Source organism: Rhodococcoides sp. S146-33 (assembly GCF_059489205.1).
In genome coordinates this window covers 31361-45167 of record NZ_JCAJWY010000007.1, presented here as the reverse complement: position 1 = coordinate 45167, position 13807 = coordinate 31361, and the positions used below count along the sequence as shown (strand labels likewise).

The following is a 13807-nucleotide window of genomic DNA, read 5'->3' as shown; positions in this document are numbered from 1 at the left end:
GAACCGCACTTCGGGAGGCTCACGCATGTACACCAAGAACGGCGAAAACTTCTTCATCGTCGACGCTCACGTCGCTCTGTGGGACGCGCGACAAGAGAACCAACGCAACATCCACGGCAAGCAGTTCATCGACTGCTTCTACGACTACCACCGCAACCTCTCACCCGAGAGCGAACTGTGGACATACGACGAGTACCTCTACCAGGGCGGCGAGCGGTTGATGCACGACCTGTTCGAGATCGGGTACGTCGATCACGCCATCTTCCAGCCGGCGCACCTCGGGGAGTTCTACAAGACCGGGTTCGGGCAGACCGAGGAAGCGTCGGCGCTGGCCGCGGCGCACCCGGACAAACTGACCTACAACCACCACTTCGACCCGCGCAACGGCGAGCGCGGCCTCGACCAGCTGCGCGCCGATGCAGAACGCTTCGGGCTCAAGGGCGTCAAGCTCTACACCGCCGAGTGGCACGGTGACTCACGCGGATACAAGCTCGACGACGACTGGACGCGGCGCTACCTCGAGGTGTGCCGCGAGGTCGGCATCAAGAACATTCACGTGCACAAGGGGCCGACCATCCGTCCGCTCGATCGCGATGCGTTCGACGTTGCGGACGTCGACCACGTGGCCACCGACTTCACCGATCTGAACTTCGTCGTCGAACACTGCGGTTTGCCCCGGCTCGAGGATTTCTGCTGGATCGCCACCCAGGAGCCCAACGTGTATGCCGGCCTCGCCGTTGCCATTCCGTTCATGCACACGCGCCCGAAGTACTTCGGTCAGATCATGGGCGAGCTGCTGTACTGGCTGGGCGAGGACCGCATCTTCTTCTCTTCCGACTACGCGCTGTGGACACCCAAGTGGTTGGTCGAAGGATTCGTCGACTTCCAGATCCACGAGTCCCTCGACGAGTACGCGCCCATCACGCTCGAGCAGAAGAAGAAGGTGCTCGGACTCAACGCCGCCAAGCTGTACGACATCCCGGTGCCCGCCGAGCTGCAGCTGCCCGACGCCGACGAGACCGAGACCGGGCCGCGTCAGCCCGAACGCGCCGACCTCGCGGCGGTGTGAGATGACGACCGCTATGACCACCAGGAAAGACGAGGCGTACGCCGCCCTCGGTGTCGTCCTGGATCCCGAGTTGGACGAGCCCATCACCGATCTCGGCTTCGTCCGGTCGCTCGAGGTCGACGACGGCACAGTGCACGTTCATCTGCGGTTGCCCACGTCGTTCTGCTCGCCGAACTTCGCGTATCTGATGGCAGGGGACTCCAAGGACGTGCTGACGGCGTTGCCGTGGACCGAGCGGGTACTGGTCGAACTCGACGATCACCACGACTCGGACAAGATCAATGCCGGCCTCGCCGCCGACGCGGGCTACCGGGGCACCTTCGGACACGAGGCCGAGGAGGACCTCGAGGAACTGCGAGCAACGTTCCGCCGCAAGGCATATGTGGCAGCGATGGAACGGTCGCTCATGGCATGGTTGCGCGCCAATCCCGACTCGAACGAGAACGACTTGGCCGCAGTGGTTCTCGGAGACCTTCCGGATGATCGCACTTCGACCGCGCTGCTTCGCCGCCGTGAGGCCCTCGGGCTGAGGGTCGACCCGGCCGCCCCGGCTCTGGTCGATCACACCGGTCGCCCGCACACCGGAGATCTGACGATGGTGATGCGGCGAGCCCGCGCCACCCGCGTCTCGATCGACGGCAACGCGCATTTCTGCCGCGGATTGCTGCAGACTCGCTACCCCGGAGCGGAGGAGCAGCAAGTCCCCCGCGAGGAAGGTGCGTTCGTTCCGATCACCACACTCACTGTCCCCCTTCGTATTACACAGGAGCACGTTTCATGAGCACGATGCGCGCCGTCCAGGTCGTCGGTTATCACAAGAATCTGGAGATGGCCGAGGTTCCGATTCCGGAGGTACAGGGCCCACTCGACGTCATCGTCAAGATCGGCGGCGCAGGCGTGTGCCGTACCGATTTGCACATCCTCGAAGGACAGTGGGCCGAAAAGTCGGGCGTCACACTGCCTTACACCATTGGGCACGAGAACGCGGGCTGGGTCCATGCCGTCGGCTCGGCCGTCACCAACGTGCGCGAGGGCGACAAGGTGATTCTGCATCCACTCGTGACGTGCGGGTTGTGCCGAGCCTGCCGCTCGGGTGACGACGTGCACTGCGAGACGAGTGACTTCCCCGGCATCGACACCAACGGCGGGTATGCGGACTACCTGCGCACCAACGCCAGGACAGTCGTCAAGATCGACGATTCACTCGAACCGTCCGCGGTGGCCGCGCTGGCCGACGCCGGTTTGACGGCGTACCACGCGGCGGCGAAGGCGGCCCGGCGTCTGACACCGCGAGACAAGTGCGTCGTCATCGGTGCAGGCGGACTCGGGCACATCGGTATTCAGGTACTCGAGGCGCTGTCCCCGGCCGAGTTGATCGTCATCGACCGCAACGCCGACGCCGTGAAACTGGCGCTCACTCTGGGGGCCGACCATGCGGTGGTCGCCGACGGCAGCCAGGTCGATCAAGTCATGGAACTGACCGGCGGATTCGGTGCCGAGGTGGTGCTCGACTTCGTAGGCGAGAACGGCTCCACTGCAGAAGGATTGGCGATGACCCGACGGGCCGGCGATTATCACGTCATCGGATACGGCGAGAACGTCGACGTGCCGACCATCGACCTGGTGTCGGCGGAGAAGAACATCGTCGGCAATCTCGTCGGGTCCTACAACGACCTCTGCGATCTGATGTCGCTCGCCGCACGCGGTGCCGTCAACCTGCACACGCAGACCTACGCACTGGACGACTTCCAGAGCGCTATCGACGACCTCGACAACGGACGGGTTCGCGGTCGCGCGATTCTCGTACCGTGAAACCGGGTAGTACCCACCAGCATCACACCGACTAAGAGGAGCAACGTTGATCTTCATCACCGCCAAGTTCAAGGTCAAGCCCGAGCACGCCGACAACTGGCCCGAGATCTCACGCGATTTCACCGAAGCATGCCAGGCCGAAGAAGGGTGCCTCTGGTACTTCTGGTCGCGCACCCTCGACGACCCCACCGAGTACGTCCTCGTGGAGGCGTTCAAGGACCCGGATGCCGGCGGCGCGCACGTGAACTCGGACCACTTCAAGCAGGCTCAGAAGGATCTCCCGCCGTACCTGCAGGAGACCCCGAAGATCATCAGCCAAGAGGTGGACGGCACCGACTGGAACGAACTGGGTGAGCTCGCGGTCAACTAGCTCGAATCGCGATCCCGGACCACCTGGCCCAGCGTCACGATCGCGTCGGCGAACTGCCCCGGCAATTCCTGAGGCGGATTGTGGCCGCAATCGACCTGACGAACGTCGATCAGATCGGTGAAATGCGCCGCGTGGTCCGGGCTGCCGTACAGAGAGGCGACGGTGTCCTCGGTCGGATCGATCACGACCGTGGGCACCGTGGGCACCGTGATCCTCGGCTGCTGTGTCAGCAACTCCTGCGTTGCTGCATAGGCCGCATCCCCGGCCTCGATGCCGTATCGGTGCCGGTAGGAATGTACGGACACGTCCACGAAGTCGGGGTTGTCGAACGAGGGCGCGGTGGCCGCGAACTCGGAGTCACCGAACCGCCAGGTCGGCGACCAATCCGTCCACAGTGTCTGCGCGATCTCCGCGCGATACGCCGCCAGCCCGGCGCGGCCCCGCTCGGAGTGGAGGTAGTACTGGTACCAGTACCGCTTCTCCAGGTGCGGAAGGACCGGCGTTGACACTGCCGCCGCGATGTCCTGAACCAGATAGCCGGAGACACTCACCAGGCCCGACACCAGCTCCGGCCACACCGCGGCGACGACGCACGCGGCGCGCCCACCCCAGTCGTAGCCGGCCACGATGGGTCTGTTCAGTTCCAGCGCGATGATCAACTCACGGAGATCATGGCCGATGGCGGCCTGTTCACCGGAGCGCATCGTGTCCGCATCGACGAACCGGGTCGGTCCGAAGCCGCGCAGGTAGGGCACCACCACGTCGTAGCCGGAGTCGGCGAGCAGCCGGGCGACGTCGTCGTAGGACCTGGTGTCGTAGGGAAATCCGTGCAACAGCACCACCGAGCGGCCCGCCGGATCACCGAAGCGGTCGAACGACACATCCAGCACCCCTGCGCGAATCATCATCGGTCCATGTTCGCATTGTCGCGCCGAAGGTCAGCTGCTCAGCACGTCCTGCATGCCGGGAGCGAGGACGTCGGACAGGTCGGACCATGGGACGGTGATGGTGACGAGCCCGATTCCGTACGCCCCGACCTGGTAGTCCCCGAAGTGGATGTTCATCCCCTCCGGCGATGCCGTCCAGTTGCCGAAGTTGGCCACCGTCGGCTCGATGCCCGAGCGCTCGAAGCTCTCCCCTGCGCGGGTCGTCGGCAGAATTTCCGCCGCTCGTTCGGACAGCCGCGACAGGCCGGTATCGAGGTCGGTGAAGGCGTCGCCGAGGGAGATCGGTTGCGCGGTGTCGGCGTCGATCGTCACGGTCGCAATCAGTGAATTACCGTGCGCTCCGGGCGGCACGGCGATCCAATCCGTGATCTGCTCGGCACTGATCACTCGCCGCCCGACGTACGTCGCACCTGTCGAGTAACCGTCACTGAGGGCGAAGTCGTATCCGTAGTCGCGGTCGATCTGATCCTGCAGCGCCGCGCGCATCGACTCGTTGAACTCGGCCGTCACGGCGGGATTCCCGCCGCTGAGCTGCGGAATTGCAACATCGTAGGTGGCCCGTTCCGTAGATCCGGTGACCCGAGTGCTGCCGACGACGTACAGCTCGGCGGCACTCGAGGTGGTGGTCGGCGTTGTTGTCGTCGGCTCGACGCTCTCGGTGGTGAACGTGACTTCTGTGGTCGTCGGTGCCGACGCCGGCGTGGCGGTCCCCGAGGTGGAGCAACCTGCGAGGGCCGCTGCCACGGCAAGTGCGACCGTCATCGAGCGAATTCGAGCCATTACCCACACTAACCACAATCTGACGGGCAGCACTGTGAATCGGGTGCAGCCGACCGCGCTGAGCGCGGCCCAGTGCACCCGATTCGAAGCCCCGCAGCACGAAAAAGCCCGACCCCCTCGAAAGGGAGTCGGGCTTTTTCAGCTAGGGGCTGGACTCAGAAGTCCATGCCGCCCATGCCACCGGTCGGATCGCCTGCGGGCGCTCCGGCCTTCTCGGGCTTGTCGGCGACGACGGCCTCGGTGGTGAGGAACAGAGCCGCGATGGACGCTGCGTTCTGCAGTGCCGAGCGGGTGACCTTGACCGGGTCGTTGATGCCTGCAGCGAGCAGGTCCTCGTACTCGTTGGTCGCGGCGTTGAGGCCGTGACCAGCGGGCAGGTTGGCAACCTTGTCCGCAACGACGCCGGGCTCGAGGCCTGCGTTGAATGCGATCTGCTTGAGCGGCGCGGACAGTGCGACGCGAACGATGTTCACGCCGGTTGCCTCGTCACCGTCGAGCTTGAGGTTGTCGAGTGCGGGCGCTGCCTGGAGAAGTGCCACGCCGCCACCGGCGACGATGCCTTCTTCGACGGCTGCCTTGGCGTTACGCACGGCATCTTCGATGCGGTGCTTGCGCTCCTTGAGCTCGACCTCGGTTGCGGCTCCGGCCTTGATGACCGCAACGCCACCGGCCAGCTTGGCCAGGCGCTCCTGCAGCTTCTCGCGGTCGTAGTCGGAATCGGAGTTCTCGATCTCGGCGCGGATCTGGTTGACGCGACCGGCGATGGCGTCGGAATCTCCCGAGCCCTCGACGATGGTGGTCTCGTCCTTGGTGATGACGACCTTGCGTGCCTGACCGAGCAGCTCGAGTCCGGCGGTCTCCAGGGAGAGGCCGACCTCTTCGCTGATGACCTCGCCACCCGTGAGGATGGCGATGTCGGCGAGCTGCGCCTTGCGACGGTCACCGAATCCGGGAGCCTTGACGGCAACGGACTTGAAGGTGCCACGGATCTTGTTCACCACGAGGGTGGAGAGAGCTTCGCCCTCGACGTCCTCGGCGATGATGACGAGCGGCTTGCCGGACTGGATGACCTTCTCCAGCAGCGGCAGCAGGTCCTTGACGGTGCTGATCTTGGAGCTGACGAGCAGGATGTACGCGTCTTCGAGGACGGCTTCCTGACGCTCTGCATCGGTGGCGAAGTACGCCGAGATGTAGCCCTTGTCGAAGCGCATGCCCTCGGTGAGCTCGAGCTGCAGGCCGAAGGTGTTGGACTCCTCGACCGTGATGACGCCTTCCTTGCCGACCTTGTCCATGGCCTCGGCGATGAGCTCGCCGATGGACGGGTCGCCTGCGGAGATGCCAGCGGTAGCAGCGATCTGCTCCTTGGTGTCGATCTCCTTGGCGGACGCGAGCAGGGCTTCGGTGACGGCTGCAACAGCCTTCTCGATGCCGCGCTTGAGGCCGAGCGGGTTCGCGCCGGCTGCGACGTTGCGCAGGCCTTCACGGACGAGTGCCTGAGCGAGAACGGTAGCGGTGGTGGTGCCGTCGCCTGCGACGTCGTCGGTCTTCTTGGCGACCTCCTTGACGAGCTCGGCACCGATCTTCTCGTAGGGATCTTCGAGCTCGATCTCCTTGGCGATGGAAACACCATCGTTGGTGATCGTGGGAGCTCCCCACTTCTTCTCGAGTACGACGTTGCGACCCTTGGGGCCCAACGTCACCTTTACTGCGTCGGCGAGGGCGTTCAGCCCGCGCTCGAGGCCACGGCGTGCCTCTTCGTCGAACGCGATGATCTTGGCCATTGCGAAGTGATCCTCCGGATTGGGGGTGACACATTGCTGGCCGAGCTCGGTGCCCGCGACGGACGACCAGGGGTGTCGTTGATTCCCCGGCCTCACCGTGTCCCGACCTGGCACTCACGTGTCGAGAGTGCCAACTGCATTTCTAGCACTCGACCATGGCGAGTGCAAGGTCGTCCGCCGCCAGCGAACCGCCGCAACCCCCGTGCCCGACGCCACCGCGCGAGGCAGGCCTCGAGCAGATGCTCAGTCGAGCCGATATTCGTCACGCACTGTTCACACCCGTACGCATTGTTTACATCCGAATACTGTGCGTCGGACCCTCGACGCCAATACCGTTGGGTGACAACGGCTTCGACGCCGGAAAATTCGGACAAAACCCCGCAAAAGCGACAAGTGAGGATCGAACATGTCCGATACGGTCGATACTTCGTACGACAACTCGGCGATGGACCACGAGGAGGAGGGCTACCACAAGGGCCTGAAACCTCGACAGTTGCAGATGATCGCGATCGGCGGCGCAATCGGCACCGGCCTGTTTCTCGGCGCGGGCGGACGCCTCGCCAGTGCCGGGCCCGGCCTGTTCCTCGCCTACGCCCTCTGTGGAATTTTCGTCTTCTTCATTCTGCGCGCCCTGGGCGAGCTGGTGCTGCACCGTCCGTCGTCGGGCAGTTTCGTCTCCTACGCGCGTGAGTTCTTCGGCGAGAAGGCCGCTTTCGTCGCCGGGTGGATGTACTTCCTGAACTGGGCGATGACGGCCATCGTCGACGTCACAGCCATCGCGACGTACATGCATTACTGGGGCAGTTTCGAGGTGATTCCGCAGTGGGTCATCGCGCTGATCGCGCTGGTCATCGTCATGAGCCTGAACCTCGTCTCGGTCAAGTGGTTCGGCGAGATGGAATTCTGGGCCGCCATCATCAAGGTCATCGCCCTGGTGACATTCCTGATCGTGGGCGTCGTGTTCCTCGCAGGCCGCATCCCGGTCGGTACCCAGATGCCGGGCATCAGTCTCATCACCGACAACGGCGGCCTGTTCCCGTCGGGCGCGTGGCCGTTGGTGATCGTCATCTCAGGCGTCGTATTCGCTTACGCCGCAGTCGAATTGGTGGGCACTGCCGCGGGTGAGACGGAGAATCCGGAGAAGATCATGCCGCGGGCGATCAACTCGGTCATCGCACGTATCGCACTGTTCTACGTCGGCTCGCTCGTACTGCTCGCACTGCTGATGCCGTACACCGCGTACCAGTCCGGCACCTCACCGTTCGTGACCTTCTTCTCGAGCATCGGCCTCGGCGGCGCGGGCACCATCATGAACATAGTGGTGCTCACAGCGGCACTGTCGTCCCTGAACGCCGGCCTGTACTCGACCGGGCGCATCCTGCGATCGATGGCGATGAACGGCAGCGCGCCGGAGTTCACCAAGAAGATGACCAAGGGCGGAGTGCCGTTCGGCGGCATTCTGCTCACCTGCTTCATCACCCTGTTCGGTGTCGCCCTCAACGCGATCGCCCCCGGCGAGGCGTTCGAGATCGTGCTGAACATGTCTGCACTGGGCATCATCGCCAGCTGGGCAACTATTGTCCTGTGCCAGATCCAGCTGTATCGCTGGTCCAAGAAGGGCATCGTGGAGCGGCCCAAGTTCCGTCTCTTCGGCGCGCCGTACACCAGCTACGCGACGCTGGTGTTCCTGTTCGGCGTGCTGGTACTGATGGCCTTCGACGCTCCGATCGGGTCGTGGACCATCGCGACCCTGGTGGTCATCATCCCCGCCCTGATCGGCGGCTGGTTCCTGGTACGTACCAAGGTGCTCACCGTCGCCGAGGAACGCCTCGGCTACACCGGTCAGTACCCGGTCGTGGCCAACCGCCCGACCGAACCGGAGGAGTGACCCTTACACATCCCGAGGAACTGGGCCCCGCATCGAACCGATGCGGGGCCCAGCTCATGCAGTCAAGAAAACCTGAGCCATCTCGACCGAGTGAACGGCGAGCGTCGCAAGGGTGGTTCCGGAATTCCTGCGGCAATGGCGGCAGCAACGGCGTCGGCCAGGTCCACGCAGGTCTCGAAACGATCGGCTGGGTTTTTCGCCAATGCGCGTGCGACGACCGCGTCGAGTCCCCGCGGTAGTGATCGCCGCCGCCGCGTCACGGCAGGCGGGTCGGCCGACAGATGAGCTGCAGTGATCGCCAGTGGAGTAGCCAAGGGGTACGGCGTTCGCCCGGTGAGCAATTCGACCAGGGTCGCCCCCAATGCGTAGACATCGGTCTGCGCGCTCAGCACTCCCCCGCGGAGCAGTTCCGGGGCCGCATAGTGGATGGACGCCAGCACCGTTCCACCGACGACCAGCGGCGCCGAGTCGTCGACCAGACGCGCAATTCCCCAGTCGGACAACAACACCTGCTCGTAGCCGTCCACCCGCTCGGTGGAGATGAGGATGTTCGACGGCTTGACGTCCCGGTGCAGGACGCCGTTCGAGTGGGCGTAGTCGAGCCCCTTGGCCACCTCGGCGACGATGCGCGCCACCCGGGAGACGTCGAGGGGAATCTGGCCACGAGCGACCAGACGCGCCGCGCTGTAACCGTCGACGTAGTGCATCGACATCCACAGCTGATGCTCGAACTCACCGTGTTCGTGCACCGACACGATGTTCGGATGCACCAGCAGCGCGGCAACGGTCGCTTCGGTCCGAAACTTGGTGCGGAGTCGCGGAGACCGTGATGCGTCACGGTCGAGAATCTTCAGCGCTTCGAGCCGATCGTGTCCGCGACCGTGGACGAGGTACACCTCACTCATGCCGCCGACCCCGAGGCGGCGCTGGACTCGAAAGCCCGCGAATTCAGTGCCCGGCTGCAACCGACCGGGAGTCACGGAATCGCCTGTGCGATAAGCCTGCTCGCAGCACATCGACTTCCCAGATGGACGGCAGCGCGAGCTCGCAACATCGACAGAACTGTAGTCCGTTCGGGTGTTCGCGGCGACTCGGCAGTTTCGTCACCAGGGCATTCTCGTTTAAGGTGATTACCGGTACTTGACCAAAACAAGAGAAAAAGAACGGCAAACCGATAGTGGTCGGCCGCGACTCGAGCTGTAAGGAAGTCAAGTAAGTGAAAGCAGTCAAAGAAGCCTGGGGAGGCCTGCTCAAGCCGGTTTTCGTCCCCGCATCGATCATCATCTTCGTGATGATCGCCTTCTCCGTGATCTATGCCAGCACGGCGGCGGATTCGTTCGACAAACTCAACCAGGCCATCACGTCGGGCGTCGGCTGGTGGTACATCCTGGCCGCAACCGGCTTCGTGCTGTTCGCCCTGTACTGCGGCTTGAGCCGAGTGGGTAACATCCGCCTCGGTCGCGACGACGAGAAGCCCGAGTTCGGCGTCCTGTCCTGGTTCGCCATGCTGTTCAGCGCCGGCATGGGCATCGGCCTGGTGTTCTACGGCGTCGCCGAGCCCCTTTCGCACTACGTCACGCCACCCGAAGCCGGGGGCATTTCCGGCAGCACCGACGCGTCCGCACGTCAAGCGATGGAGCTGACGCTCTTCCACTGGGGCCTGCATGCGTGGGCCATCTACGTCGTCGTGGGCCTCGGCATGGCGTACATGACCTACCGCAAGGGTCGGCCGCTGACCGTCCGCTGGTTGCTCGAGCCGCTGCTCGGGCGTAAGCGCATCGAGGGCCCGATCGGGCACACCATCGACACGGTCGCGATCGTGGGCACCTTGTTCGGCGTCGCGACCTCACTCGGCTTCGGTGTCCAGCAGATCTCCGCCGGCCTCGAGTACCTCGGCTGGGTGGAGACCACCAACTGGTTCGTGATCCTGCTCATCGCCGCCATCACCGGCATTGCCACCTTCTCAGTGGTCAGCGGAGTGTCCAAGGGCCTCAAGTGGCTCTCGAACATCAACATGGGACTGGCTGCCGCGCTCGCGCTGTTCGTACTGGTCCTCGGACCGACACTGTTCCTGATGCAGTCCTGGGTACAGAATCTCGGCGGATACGTCCAGGCCCTGCCCGAGCTGGCCTTGCGTACCTCACCGTTCTCCGACGACGGGTGGGCCGGCGGCTGGACCATCTTCTACTGGGGCTGGTGGATGAGCTGGGCACCCTTCGTCGGCATGTTCATCGCGCGCATCTCGCGCGGCCGTACCATCCGTGAATTCGTGTTCGGAGTGCTGCTGGCACCGACGATCGTCGGCTCGCTGTGGTTCACGATCTTCGGTGACACCGGCATCCTGCGGCAGCGCAACGAGGGAGATCTGCTGGACACCGAAGGGGCCGTGAACACAAACACGAGCCTGTTCCAGGTACTCGACGGGCTCCCGATCGCCGCGATCACCAGCGTGATCGCGATTGCGGTCATCGTGTTCTTCTTCGTGACATCCTCCGATTCGGGCTCGCTCGTGATCGATATTCTCTCGACCGGTGGTGAGCTGGAAACCCCGAAGATCACCCGCGTCTACTGGGCTGTGCTGCAGGGTGTTGCCGCTGCGGTACTGCTGCTCGTCGGTGGCACCAGCTCTCTGACGGCGTTGCAAACGATGTCGATCGCCACGGCGGTGCCGTTCTCGGTGGTACTCGTGCTCGCCTGTGTGTCGATGCTGAAAGCGTTCCGCTACGACGTTGCGACCACTCCTCGCTATCTGCGAGTGACCGCGACGCCCGATGTCGCAGAGGACGAGCCTGCCGCGCCCACGTCACCGGTACAACGCAAGCGAGCAACCGCCGGAATATCGACGACGTTTTCCGGACTGACACCCTCGCAGGAGGGCGTGACGCCTGCGCGTGCCGGCGGCAGTGTCGTCCTGGCGGTCCACGAGGTCCCCACCGAGCAACTCGAAATTCATCCCGACACGGGTGCAGTCGAGTACTCCGGCGACAACGCTCCCGTCGATCCACTGGGCGGCGAGGTGTTCGACACTCAGGAGTTCGCCGACTCGGCCGAGGGACAGAAAGACAGCAACAACCCCGGCTGAAAGATCGATCCAGCTCTGGCCCTCGCGACATTGTTGCGGGGGTCAGAGGTTTTTCGAAGCCCAATCGGTGAGCGCCTCGAGTGACGGCAGCAGTGCCTCACCCGACGTCGTCAGGCTGTACTCCACCGAGATGGGGGGCCCGTCGGTGACGGCGCGCGCCACCAGTCCTGCTTTGCCGAGTTCTCCGAGACGCTCCGACAGCACCGAGTCACTGATGCCGCCGACGGCGCGGCGCAGGTCGGAGAATCCCATCGGCCCGTTCATCAGCGTCGCCAGCAGAATGCCGTTCCATCGCTTGCCGAGGAATCCGAAGGCTTTGGTCAGTGCTCCGTCACATGCACGCGGTTCATGTGGCTGCTCGTTCGTGACCATGCCTCCACCCTACCGAGGTGCTACAGTCCGCCTTGCTACTTCTCATTTACTAGTAGCCTCAGAAATGAAAGCAGGGATCATGTTCATCGCAACCCTCGTCGTCTCGGTACTGCTCGCCGTTGCACTCACGTTCTCGGCGATCGGCAAACTGACGAAAAATCCCTCCGTCATCCCGATGCTCGAGCAGGTGGGCGTCCCCGCCGACAAGATTCCGTGGTTGGCCTACGCGGAGATACTCGGTGCCATCGGCCTCCTGGTCGGCCTGGTGGTCTGGCCGATCGGCGTAGCAGCTGCTGTCGGCGTCGTCCTCTACTTCGTCGGTGCGGTTGCCGCGCACCTTCGCGCCAAGGACAAGGACTTCGCCCCAGCCGCCGGACTCGCCGTGTTCGCCATTCTCGCGCTTGTCCTACGGGTGCTCAGCGCCTGACCAGTCGTAGTCCATCTGGCCCGCGGTGGCGAGGGCGTGATCCGCTCCGGCCCACCGCGCGACCAGATGGAGCGCCAGATCGAGGCCGGCACTGATTCCGGCCGACGTCGCCAGATCGCCGTGGTCGATGTACCGAACGCCCTCGTGCACCACGAGCGCAGGCCACCGATCGCGCAGCAGCTCCAGATCCTCCCAGTGCGTCGTGACCGGCCTCGCGTCGAGCAGTCCCGCTGCGGCGAGCACGAACGCACCGGTGCACACCGACGCGACAACTTCTGCTGTGGGTCGAATTCGCCGCAGCCACTCCAGAACTCGGCCCTCGGCTTCGACCGCGTCGACGACACCGCCGGGAACCACGACGACGTCGTAGGTCCGCGGATCGTCGATCGTGGTGTCGACGCCGATCCTCATGCCACCTCGCGCGCGTACCGCTCCGTCGTCGAGCCCGACGAGCGTCACCTCGAAAGGCGCTGCGCTACCGGCACGTTCGGCCACCCGATTGGCCACCGAGAACACCTCGAACGGCCCACAGGCGTCGAGCACCTCTACGTCGTCGAACAACAGAATCGCGATGCTTCTCATGTCGCCTCAGCTGGTCGTGGTCGAGACGATGACGGGCACCATGACCGCAGCCATCACCGCGGTGTTGACGTCGGAGACCGCCTTGCGCACTGCCTCTCCTGCCCATTCGCCCTCGGCTATCTCTTTGGCTCGCGTCTTCACCAATTTCTTGTCGGCGTCTGCAATGACCTTGTGCGTGAGATCGACGGCCGAAACGAGTGAGATCAGGGCAGCCGAATGCGGCGTGGGCGTCGTGCCGTCGACGAGCGCGCTCCGGAGCGCATCTCGCAGCACCTTCTCGCGTGAGGTGTCGCTCGCCGGCCAGGTCGTAGTGGGAAACAACCCCAGCACCTTGTCTTTCTTCTCCGTGACGAAACCCCGGGACGCCAGCCGGGCGGCCAGTTCCTGGACCAGGTTCTTTTGCGACTTCTCGATCACTTTCTGCGGCTTCATCGGCCGCGACGCCGTTGCCACGAGATCGAACACACGGCGCAGCAGTTCGTCTTCGGGTGGCTCCCCCGAGACGACCACGTGATCCTTCTTGACCTGTTCGTCGGGACCGGTGATGCGCAGCGATCCACTCAGTGCGAGCTCGACGACCAACGCACCGGCCAGCACCCGCGGCAACTTCGTGCTGTCGGCCAACGGCTTGCCCGTGTCGTCGGCGAGCAACAACAGCAGCAAATCCTCCGCAATCAAGGTCATGGGGCGAGATTAC

At 64.2% G+C, this 13807-nt stretch carries 14 protein-coding genes; 7 read left to right on the top strand and 7 right to left on the bottom strand.

Annotated elements, in window-relative coordinates; genetic code table 11:
• Window positions 1-25 precede the first annotated feature (25 nt).
• From AC5WEY_RS22330 to AC5WEY_RS22315, 4 genes are read left to right on the top strand one after another with little or no spacing between them, the layout of a single operon-like run.
• The gene (locus AC5WEY_RS22330; RefSeq protein ID WP_037171974.1) at window positions 26-1069 is read left to right on the top strand and encodes an amidohydrolase family protein; all 1044 of its coding nucleotides are present in this window, start codon (window positions 26-28) and stop codon (window positions 1067-1069) included.
• A 1-nt stretch (window position 1070) separates the two neighbouring features.
• Window positions 1071-1850 (top strand): iron-sulfur cluster assembly protein, encoded by a 780-nt coding sequence (locus tag AC5WEY_RS22325; RefSeq protein WP_495647593.1) that lies wholly within the window; start codon window positions 1071-1073, stop codon window positions 1848-1850.
• Window positions 1851-1855: 5 nt separating this feature from the next.
• The gene (locus AC5WEY_RS22320; protein WP_495647712.1) at window positions 1856-2881 is read left to right on the top strand and encodes an NAD(P)-dependent alcohol dehydrogenase; all 1026 of its coding nucleotides are present in this window, start codon (window positions 1856-1858) and stop codon (window positions 2879-2881) included.
• 46 nt (window positions 2882-2927) lie between these two features.
• Complete coding sequence (locus AC5WEY_RS22315) at window positions 2928-3251, top strand: putative quinol monooxygenase (RefSeq protein ID WP_057475065.1); 324 nt, start codon at window positions 2928-2930, stop codon at window positions 3249-3251.
• On the opposite strand, the gene AC5WEY_RS22310 is transcribed toward AC5WEY_RS22315, so the two are convergent.
• From AC5WEY_RS22310 to groL, 3 genes are all read right to left on the bottom strand, one after another.
• The gene (locus tag AC5WEY_RS22310; RefSeq protein WP_495647592.1) at window positions 3248-4159 is read right to left on the bottom strand and encodes an alpha/beta fold hydrolase; all 912 of its coding nucleotides are present in this window, start codon (window positions 4157-4159) and stop codon (window positions 3248-3250) included. The genes AC5WEY_RS22315 and AC5WEY_RS22310 overlap by 4 nt on opposite strands.
• Before the next feature lie 30 nt (window positions 4160-4189).
• Window positions 4190-4960 (bottom strand): RsiV family protein, encoded by a 771-nt coding sequence (locus AC5WEY_RS22305; RefSeq protein ID WP_495647591.1) that lies wholly within the window; start codon window positions 4958-4960, stop codon window positions 4190-4192.
• A gap of 173 nt (window positions 4961-5133) precedes the next feature.
• A complete protein-coding gene (gene groL / locus AC5WEY_RS22300; RefSeq protein ID WP_032380280.1) occupies window positions 5134-6759 on the bottom strand; it encodes a chaperonin GroEL in 1626 nt (541 codons plus the stop codon).
• Between the two features lie 406 nt (window positions 6760-7165).
• Between groL and AC5WEY_RS22295 the strand changes: the two genes are divergently transcribed.
• Window positions 7166-8647, top strand: a complete 1482-nt coding sequence (locus tag AC5WEY_RS22295) for an amino acid permease (RefSeq protein ID WP_495647590.1) — start codon at window positions 7166-7168, stop codon at window positions 8645-8647.
• Window positions 8648-8709: 62 nt separating this feature from the next.
• Here the strand turns inward: AC5WEY_RS22295 and AC5WEY_RS22290 are convergent, their stop codons facing one another.
• On the bottom strand, window positions 8710-9663 hold the full coding sequence (locus AC5WEY_RS22290) for a serine/threonine-protein kinase (RefSeq protein ID WP_495647589.1): 954 nt from the start codon (window positions 9661-9663) through the stop codon (window positions 8710-8712).
• A 200-nt stretch (window positions 9664-9863) separates the two neighbouring features.
• Between AC5WEY_RS22290 and AC5WEY_RS22285 the strand changes: the two genes are divergently transcribed.
• The gene (locus AC5WEY_RS22285; protein ID WP_495647588.1) at window positions 9864-11729 is read left to right on the top strand and encodes a BCCT family transporter; all 1866 of its coding nucleotides are present in this window, start codon (window positions 9864-9866) and stop codon (window positions 11727-11729) included.
• A gap of 42 nt (window positions 11730-11771) precedes the next feature.
• Here the strand turns inward: AC5WEY_RS22285 and AC5WEY_RS22280 are convergent, their stop codons facing one another.
• The gene (locus AC5WEY_RS22280; protein ID WP_495647587.1) at window positions 11772-12101 is read right to left on the bottom strand and encodes a winged helix-turn-helix transcriptional regulator; all 330 of its coding nucleotides are present in this window, start codon (window positions 12099-12101) and stop codon (window positions 11772-11774) included.
• A gap of 79 nt (window positions 12102-12180) precedes the next feature.
• On the opposite strand from AC5WEY_RS22280, the gene AC5WEY_RS22275 reads away from it, so the two are divergent.
• Window positions 12181-12528 (top strand): DoxX family protein, encoded by a 348-nt coding sequence (locus AC5WEY_RS22275; protein ID WP_495647586.1) that lies wholly within the window; start codon window positions 12181-12183, stop codon window positions 12526-12528.
• Here AC5WEY_RS22275 and AC5WEY_RS22270 read toward each other — a convergent pair.
• Window positions 12508-13110, bottom strand: a complete 603-nt coding sequence (locus AC5WEY_RS22270) for a DJ-1/PfpI family protein (protein WP_495647585.1) — start codon at window positions 13108-13110, stop codon at window positions 12508-12510. The genes AC5WEY_RS22275 and AC5WEY_RS22270 overlap by 21 nt on opposite strands.
• A 6-nt stretch (window positions 13111-13116) precedes the next feature.
• The gene (locus tag AC5WEY_RS22265; RefSeq protein WP_495647584.1) at window positions 13117-13794 is read right to left on the bottom strand and encodes a GOLPH3/VPS74 family protein; all 678 of its coding nucleotides are present in this window, start codon (window positions 13792-13794) and stop codon (window positions 13117-13119) included.
• Between the last annotated feature and the right edge of the window lie 13 nt (window positions 13795-13807).

Bases quoted from the DNA above. Each gene is read 5' to 3' on its own strand.
- AC5WEY_RS22330 (WP_037171974.1), top strand. From the start codon at position 26: ATGTACACCAAGAACGGCGAAAACTTCTTCATCGTCGACGCTCACGTC.
- AC5WEY_RS22325 (WP_495647593.1), top strand. From the start codon at position 1,071: ATGACGACCGCTATGACCACCAGGAAAGACGAGGCGTACGCCGCCCTC.
- AC5WEY_RS22320 (WP_495647712.1), top strand. From the start codon at position 1,856: ATGCGCGCCGTCCAGGTCGTCGGTTATCACAAGAATCTGGAGATGGCC.
- AC5WEY_RS22310 (WP_495647592.1), bottom strand. From the start codon at position 4,159: ATGATGATTCGCGCAGGGGTGCTGGATGTGTCGTTCGACCGCTTCGGT.
- AC5WEY_RS22305 (WP_495647591.1), bottom strand. From the start codon at position 4,960: ATGACGGTCGCACTTGCCGTGGCAGCGGCCCTCGCAGGTTGCTCCACC.
- groL (WP_032380280.1), bottom strand. From the start codon at position 6,759: ATGGCCAAGATCATCGCGTTCGACGAAGAGGCACGCCGTGGCCTCGAG.
- AC5WEY_RS22295 (WP_495647590.1), top strand. From the start codon at position 7,166: ATGTCCGATACGGTCGATACTTCGTACGACAACTCGGCGATGGACCAC.
- AC5WEY_RS22290 (WP_495647589.1), bottom strand. From the start codon at position 9,663: ATGTGCTGCGAGCAGGCTTATCGCACAGGCGATTCCGTGACTCCCGGT.
- AC5WEY_RS22280 (WP_495647587.1), bottom strand. From the start codon at position 12,101: ATGGTCACGAACGAGCAGCCACATGAACCGCGTGCATGTGACGGAGCA.
- AC5WEY_RS22275 (WP_495647586.1), top strand. From the start codon at position 12,181: ATGTTCATCGCAACCCTCGTCGTCTCGGTACTGCTCGCCGTTGCACTC.
- AC5WEY_RS22270 (WP_495647585.1), bottom strand. From the start codon at position 13,110: ATGAGAAGCATCGCGATTCTGTTGTTCGACGACGTAGAGGTGCTCGAC.
- AC5WEY_RS22265 (WP_495647584.1), bottom strand. From the start codon at position 13,794: ATGACCTTGATTGCGGAGGATTTGCTGCTGTTGTTGCTCGCCGACGAC.